The 7813-nt window shown below is 43.8% G+C and carries 6 protein-coding genes and 1 pseudogene; 5 read left to right on the forward strand and 2 right to left on the reverse strand.

Annotated features, from left to right (window positions below; genetic code table 11):
- Nucleotides 1–2: 2 nt before the first annotated feature.
- The 3 genes from FAM09_RS07775 to FAM09_RS07785 all read left to right on the forward strand — a co-directional run bounded on the left by FAM09_RS07775 (nucleotide 3) and on the right by FAM09_RS07785 (nucleotide 3954).
- Nucleotides 3–2369, forward strand: coding sequence for an ATP-binding protein (locus FAM09_RS07775; protein ID WP_136576478.1), 2367 nt, complete (start codon nucleotides 3–5; stop codon nucleotides 2367–2369).
- A gap of 75 nt (nucleotides 2370–2444) precedes the next feature.
- Entirely contained in the window at nucleotides 2445–3293 is an 849-nt protein-coding gene (gene ypfJ / locus FAM09_RS07780) for a KPN_02809 family neutral zinc metallopeptidase (RefSeq protein WP_136576479.1), read from the forward strand.
- A 190-nt stretch (nucleotides 3294–3483) separates the two neighbouring features.
- Nucleotides 3484–3954, forward strand: coding sequence for an META domain-containing protein (locus FAM09_RS07785; RefSeq protein ID WP_166437049.1), 471 nt, complete (start codon nucleotides 3484–3486; stop codon nucleotides 3952–3954).
- Nucleotides 3955–3993: 39 nt separating this feature from the next.
- Here FAM09_RS07785 and FAM09_RS07790 read toward each other — a convergent pair whose 3' ends face one another.
- Together FAM09_RS07790 and FAM09_RS31480 are read right to left on the reverse strand one after the other, a co-directional pair.
- Nucleotides 3994–4692: a phosphatase PAP2 family protein gene (locus tag FAM09_RS07790; protein ID WP_136576481.1), complete on the reverse strand. Its 699-nt coding sequence runs from the start codon at nucleotides 4690–4692 to the stop codon at nucleotides 3994–3996.
- A 21-nt stretch (nucleotides 4693–4713) separates the two neighbouring features.
- Complete coding sequence (locus tag FAM09_RS31480) at nucleotides 4714–6960, reverse strand: helix-turn-helix domain-containing protein (RefSeq protein WP_136576482.1); 2247 nt, start codon at nucleotides 6958–6960, stop codon at nucleotides 4714–4716.
- A 177-nt stretch (nucleotides 6961–7137) separates the two neighbouring features.
- Between FAM09_RS31480 and FAM09_RS07800 the strand changes: the two genes are divergently transcribed.
- Both FAM09_RS07800 and FAM09_RS07805 read left to right on the forward strand, forming a co-directional pair.
- Complete coding sequence (locus FAM09_RS07800) at nucleotides 7138–7506, forward strand: ISAon1 family transposase N-terminal region protein (protein WP_136576483.1); 369 nt, start codon at nucleotides 7138–7140, stop codon at nucleotides 7504–7506.
- A pseudogene (locus FAM09_RS07805) lies at nucleotides 7487–7813 on the forward strand (ISAon1 family transposase); the annotation flags it as partial. The gene FAM09_RS07800 and the pseudogene FAM09_RS07805, both read left to right, overlap by 20 nt.

Here is a 7813-nt window from a genome sequence, read left to right on the forward strand (position 1 = left end):
TTATGAAACATTTCAGATGGATCATTTTGGCTGCCCTTATAATAGGTGGTTGTTTGCCGGTTTGCCTGGCAAAGGATGAACCATTGATGGGAATAACTGCCCGCAAAGGTATACTGGACCTGCGTTCCGTGAATTTAAACGATCAATTTATCCCTTTGTCAGGCGAATGGCAGTTTTACTGGCATCGGTTACTGAAACCCGGAGACACTACCTCCGCCTGGCCCGATTATGTTGCATTTCCTGCGTTATGGAATAAGATAAAATTGCATGGCCAAACGCTTCCTGCTGAAGGCTATGCCACCTATTCACTCACTATACTATTACCAAACAAGCGGCCGCAACTGGCATTGCTGATGCCGGATGTCTACTGCTCATACCGGTTGTTTTTAAATGGCTCCCTACAGTTGTCCAATGGCCGGCCCGATACCACGGTTGAGCGTGCCGTACCTTTCTGGTCTACTGAAACAGTTACGCTTCCTGCTACCGCTGATACATTGCATTTGCTTTTACAGGTTGCCAATTTCTGGCATTCAAAGGGCGGCCCCTACAAAACGCCTGTTATTGGCAAAAGAACTACACTGAATTTAAACCTTCAACGCGACAAAGCTTTTGATCTGTTGTTGGCCGGCTGCCTGTTTATGGGCGGATTGTTCTTCTTTGGGTTTTATGCATTTGGCAGCCGTGATAAAGCGATCCTGTATTTTTCGCTTTTCTGTATTGTGTATAGTTACCGGATGATCGGTACCAGCCTGTATGTTTTGCATTCCATCTTTCCTGACTTAAGCTGGTTTGCGACCATACGTATTGAATATTTAACCCTTACCCTGGGCGTGGCCTTGTTTTCGCGATATTTCCACAGCGTATACCCGAAAGATGCCAACCGCATTATTGTGAACTTGGTAGTATGGATCTGCCTTGTCTATGTATTTCTCATATTGGTTACTCCCCCCCGGATCTTTACCAAAGGAATTATGCCGTTTTTGGGAGTTATGTTCTTTTACATCGGGTTTGCATTTTATTCCTGTATCCGGGCGGTGAAATACAAACGCGTGGGGGCGGTGTTTGCATTGATGAGTTGCGGCGTTATGCTGTTGGTATTTTTAATCATCAACCTGCATTATTTTCAGTTGGTAAGTGCCGAAAAATGGATCGTTTTCGCCGGTTATGTGCTGTTCTTCTTTTTACAATCACTGGTGTTATCGCACCGGTTTGCCTTTACGCTTAAAAAAGCGGCTGATGAAGCTCAACAGGGATTGAGGACCAAAACGGAGTTCCTGTCAACCATGTCGCATGAAATACGCACGCCTTTAAATGTCGTCATCGGCATGGCGCACCTGCTGCTTCGTAATACGCCGCGTAAAGACCAGGAGAAAAACCTGAATGTATTATTATTCTCGGCCAATAACCTGTTGGCGATAGTAAATGATATCCTGGATTATAATAAGATCGAAGCGGGGAAGATCAATTTTGAAATGATCCCAATGGACATTGGTTCCGTAGCTCAACATATTACCGGCGGGTTGAGCAGTAAAGCCGTTGAAAAGAAAATCACTTTAAATACAGAGATCGATGACCGGCTAACCAGGAAAGTGATCGGTGACCCTACCCGTACCAGCCAGGTAATTTATAACCTGGTGCATAACGCTATAAAATTCACCGAACAGGGGTCTGTTCTTTTATCGATACAGGCAGAAAAAATTACCGAAGACAAAGCAACACTTACCATCCAGGTTTCTGATACGGGTATTGGTATTGAACCGGAAAAGCAACAACTGATATTCGAGCGGTTTACGCAGGCTGATTCTTCTACTTCGCGAAGTTATGGTGGCACCGGGCTTGGCCTCGCTATAACCAAACGCATTCTGGAGTTACAGGGTATTGTATTGCATCTGAGAAGTGAACCGGGGAAAGGGTCGGTATTTTATTTTACCCAAACCTTTGCATTAAGCAACGAGCAGGTAAGCCCGGATGAGTTTATCAATAAGATAACCGTATCGGAAAAACAATTGCAAGGCGTTTCGATCCTGGTAGTGGAAGACAACCCCTTCAATATTATGGTTGCGCAATCGTTGCTCGAACGTGGCGGCGCTGTAGTAGAAGTTGCTACAAACGGCGCAGAAGCATTGGAGAAAATACAACCGGGTAAATATCATTTGGTGCTAATGGACCTGAACATGCCTGTTATGGATGGGTTTGAAGCTACCCGAAAACTGCGTACCCGCGGCGTTACCTTACCGGTTATTGCATTAACTGCCAGTTTGCCGGCCGAAGTAGAAAAAGATGTACAAAGCGCTGGTCTCACCGATATCGTTGTAAAGCCATTTAATCCCGATGAGTTGTTCCGCGTTATTTTGAAATATGCGAAATAACAGGCTGCTGCCCTGCAAGGCACAAAATTTTTTGTAATAAGTTAGAACCTATTTTTGTGCTATAAATTATTTATTATGAAATGGATCGGACGGCGCGAAAGCTCCAATGTTGAAGACCGCAGAGGTTTTTCAGGTGGCGGACTGGCTGTTGGCGGCGGCATTATTGGCGTTATTGTCATCTTGTTAAAGGTGTTTTTAGGTGGCGATGTTTCTTCCCTTCCTGAAGCTATGCCACAACAGCCTGCCAGAGAACTGAGTGCAGAAGAACAGAAGCTGGATGATGAAAGAGCGAGTTTTATTAAAGTGGTGCTGGCCGATACCGAAGATGTATGGGGAAAGCTGTATTCAGAGTCGGGCAAAACCTACGATCAGCCTACCCTGGTCCTTTTCAGAGAATCTGTACAGAGCGCCTGTGGTATGGCCGGTTCTGCTACCGGACCGTTTTATTGCCCGGGCGACCAAAAAGTGTATATCGATCTCTCGTTCTTTGAGCAAATGCAACAACAGTTGAATGCCCCTGGTGATTTTGCCATGGCTTATGTGATAGCGCATGAAGTTGGTCATCATATTCAAAAATTGAATGGCACCAGTGATAAAATGCACCGTTTACGACAACAGGTAAGTGAAGAAGAATACAACAAATACTCTGTCAGGCTGGAATTGCAAGCTGATTTCCTGGCGGGAGTTTGGGCGCATCATGCCCAGCGCATGAAAAATATCCTGGAAGAAAATGATATTGAGGAAGCCCTGAATGCCGCTAATGCTATTGGCGACGACCGGTTGCAAAAACAGGCGCAGGGTTATGTTGTTCCCGAGTCGTTTACGCATGGCTCTTCGGCACAACGTGTGTTTTGGTTTAAAAAAGGGTTTGAATCGGGCGATGTAAACCAGGGCAACACCTTTAATGATCCATCACTGAATTGAAAAAAATTACATGAACCAAAAGCTCAGGATGCTTCTTATTTGGTTTTTTGTAAATGGAGATTTCTAAATTTTATTTTGATTTTCAATAGTATACGAAATCACAAAATCTCTAAATTCCGCAATCAGCAATTCTTCTGCCTGGCATTGTTTTTTCAGGCAACAGGGTATGAGACCGTTTACCTTTATATTAATGTTGGTACTGTCTTGTAATGGTTCCCCCGGCAATAATTTACCCACCTACGACAGTGCCCAAAGCCCAAAGAAAGATACACCGATTACAGAGGTGCCAGGGCAGGTAAAAGATACTACCGGCTTGGGAGGGCTATGGTTTTTACAACCTGTACTGCCCTCCGATACCGTCACCGGTAAAATTCCCCGGCTTGATTTTAACCTGGCAAAAAAACGGTTTTCCGGCAACACCGGCTGTAACAGTATGAGCGGGGCCTTTGATTTTACCGATTCAACCCTGCAATTTAATCAGCGGATCATCACTACCAAGATGAATTGCGTTGGGTATAATGAAAGGGAGTTCATCGAAAATCTGCTACGAACGAACAGTTACCGGTTGCAAAACGGCATACTGATACTTATGTTCAATCAAACAGAATTATCGCACTGGACACGGAAAGTAGCACCAAGACCGGTGATCAATAAAGCATGATCCTTCAACTTCGCTCAGGAAACGATTTCGCTTGGGAGTTCACGATTTTTTCAACCCAACGGGTTTGATCTTGTCTATTAAAAAGGAGCTCATGAACAACCAGAAAAAGCCGATGCTAAAACCGGCCAGTACATCGGTGAAGTAGTGTACCCGTAAATAAATGCGGCTAAAGCCAATAAATAACAACAGCACGATAACGAGCACTAATAAAAACCATTTTAACATGGGGTGTGGTCTTTCTTCTTTCCAGATAATGATCATCAGCAAACCGTAAAAACACATGCTCATAAAGGCATGACCACTGGGAAAGCTAAGTCCTCTCGCTGGTTCCAGCAAGGGGATCAGGGGGCGATGACGGTTAAATAATAATTTCAACCCCAGCATGATCAATAAACTGCTTAGCGCAATGGCGCTGATCTTTATTGAATACCTTGATTTCTTTTTCAGCAGAAAAAAAGCACACAAAATAAGATTGGCGGGAATTAAAAAATAATGGGAACCAAAAAAGGTAACAAACTCCATTAACTGGGTCATGCCATCGGTGACCAATGAATGCGCAAAGGCAAAGGCCCTTTCATCAGCACCTGTTTTATCGAGGTAGAATACACGGTATGCAATGATCACGAAGCTGAAAAGGCTAACGGTAAACACAGCCAGTAATATGATAAGCTCCTTGGAAAGAATGACTACTTTGTCGGCTACTTTTCTTTCTTCGGGCGATAGATTCGTTTGTGCCATATGCTATAATATTAATGCCATTTAATCACCGGCTTTATTAACCTGCAACCATTCCCTGTAATTTAAAACTGCCCTTATTTCACCATAAGAAAATTCATCACCCAACTTTTCCTTAACCGGGGTGGTTGCAGCAGTTGGCAAATTTAATTCTTCTACTGCCTGTAGAATAATGGCTATTTTATTTTCGGCCACTATTTCCTTAATATCAATTTCGCCGGTTTTTATAAATGATGCCAGGTGGCCTTCAATGGTAGATGGGGCAAGTTCGCGCAATGTTGCTATTTCAGCAAGGGTTTTACCTTCTTTGAACAACTGCAGGCTTATCCGGTGCGAATCGCCTTTTTGCGGTTTGACCATTTTCTTTCCTATTTCTTCAGCCGTTTTAATTTCTTCAGTTTTTTTATGTTCTCCTACAAGGTTCAACAGGTCAGTGGCATTTACGCCTTTTACCAGTGCTTCAGTAATTTGTACGGCCTGGTTGAGTTGTTGTTTTTTTCGTTGTGGCAACAGACATAGCTGATGTAGCGTTGTTATGTACTTCTTTGCTTTCGTCTTTACTTTTATTTCGCCTATATGGGTTTTAATGGAATTTTCCATTTCTTCCATTCCCTGTAAAAAATAAGCACTGCCGGCCGATACGCGCTGGTGTAGAAATTGGTAGCCATCCTGCGGTGCGTTGGGTAATAACTGCTCCAATTGCCGGGTGAATTTTTCGGCCATTTCCTGTTGTTTTAAAACAGCCTCCAACACCTTCTTTGCCCACAGCACACAGGTGTTTTTATCGGGAAGCTGGCGATTTTCGTATTCCTCAAAATGCATTTGCATGCCTTCCGCCAACTTCAACCAATCGAATGTTTGCAACAGGGAGCGGGTAATATATATCTTTTGTTGTTGCTGTAATTCCTGTGCCAACTGGTCTTCCTCTTTTTCCAACCGGGTGAATTCCAATACCCGTGTATCGGTGTTAATGCTCGATGGATGAATGCGTGAATAGAGGACCAGTCCTGACAGAGAGGTTAACCGGCTTAACGCAACATACACCTGGCCGGGCGCAAAGGACGCACCAGCATCAATAATCGCTTTTTCAAAAGTGAGCCCCTGGCTTTTATGAATGGTGATGGCCCAGGCCAGTCTTACCGGGTATTGTTTAAAAGAACCAACTTCTTCCTCTTCTATTTTGTCCTCTTCATTATTATACTGGTAACGGATATTCCGCCAGGTTTCTTTTTCAAGCAGCATGTCGTGCTCATCGCCTTCCAACCGAACAAAGATCTCTTCTCCGTTGATTTTGGAAATGGTGCCTATTTTACCATTGTAAAATCTTCTTGATTCGCCTTTATCATTCTTGACGAACATGATCTGAGCGCCTTCTTTTAATTGAAGTATCAAATCGACGGGATATGCCCGCTCATTAAAATCACCTGAGATCTCAGCCTTACATTCGCAGATGTCAGTGGCCAGTTTATTCAGTTGATTTTGATTGATGGTGTCTGCCCGGGCATTGTGCGTGGTAAGCGTAATATAGCTTTCGTTATCGGGACATTCATAACCCGGCATATAGTGATTGTGCAGCAGGGCAAGGTCTTCGGGTGTTGTTTTATTGTTCCGGATATTATTAAGTACTCTGATAAAATCGTGTTCGTGCTGGCGGTAAATCTTTTTCAGTTCAAGATAGAGCGGCGGGTATTGTTGCAAGGCCTGGGCATCGAAAAAAAATGGACTTCTGTAATGTTGCCTTAAAACATCCCATTCTTCATTTTTCACTACGGGCGGCAATTGAAACAGGTCGCCGATGTACAGCATTTGCACGCCGCCAAAGGGTTCCTGCAATCTTCTTCTGAAATGGCGCAGAATGCAATCAATTTCATCCAGTATATCGGCCCGCAGCATACTCACTTCATCGATGATCAGCAGCTCCAGTTCCTGCAGTAATAATTTTTTGTCATTGGTGAGCCGCAGGTTTTTTAACAGCGTATGAGGTGTGTTGAAGGTGTTATTGCTATTCCAGCCACTTTGTTGTACCGGAATAAACGATCCGTGGGGTAATTGAAAGAAAGAATGGAGCGTAACGCCGCCGGCATTGATGGCGGCCACGCCCGTTGGCGCCACTACGGCCATTTTTTTAAAGGTGTTCTCCCGGATGTATTTTAAAAAAGTGGTTTTGCCGGTGCCTGCTTTTCCCGTGAGGAAAATATGCCGGTTTGTTTGATTCACAAACCGGACAGCCAGTTGAAAAAGTTGATTGGATGTGTCGGAAGAAAAAGCCATAGCGCCTCACGTTACTTTGCGGCAAGATAAGTATTGGAAGGGTTCCTTCCTGACTTTAGTTTACTACAGCAAAGAACAATGGAATTACCTGAGGTCATAATTTGGGATCATGTTGAATTCTTGGGGGATTTAGGAGAAATTTGTTGTTTTGCAGCCTAATAAAACGGATAAGAAACATTGGAAAAGGATCAGGAAAAAGCATTGTTAGGCTATTTTTTACCATCAGGGACACTTGATTATTTTGATATCACTCACTTTGTAAAAGATAAAGAAGGGTTGGTCTTGTTTTTAGAAGAAAAGAATCTACCTCCGGCCGAATATGCAGGCCAAACACTTCACTCCAAAGGGTTCTACCCGGAAGTTCGGGTACAGGACTTTCCGATTCGGGAAAACAAAGTAGAATTAAGTATAAAGCGCCGCCGCTGGGAAGTTCATTCTACCGGAGAAATTGTATCTCGCAACTGGGATCTGGTTATGAAAGGAGCACGACTCACTAAAGAGTTCGCGCTTTTTTTAAAAGACGCACTTGGACGATCATCCGATTAGTTGTCATCAACTGGCCCGGATGTACCAGATGGATGGCAGCCAGCTTCAGCAACAATACAAGCATCATATCAGCGATTACAAAGATTGGGACCAGCGGGAGCATGCTAAAGAATGGATGATTTTTGAGAAGAACATGGGCACTCATATAAGTATTGATGAGACGGCATTGTCCAATGATGAGCTTTATACCGTAATTACCAATAAAACAGCCAAAGGTCAGCGAGGCGCTATTGTAGCCATGATCAAAGGTACCCAGGCAGACAAGGTTATTGAGGTATTACAGCGAATCAGCAAGCGATTGAGGCAA

This window comes from Niastella caeni, assembly GCF_004834005.1.
Taxonomy (GTDB): Bacteria; Bacteroidota; Bacteroidia; order Chitinophagales; family Chitinophagaceae; genus Niastella; species Niastella caeni.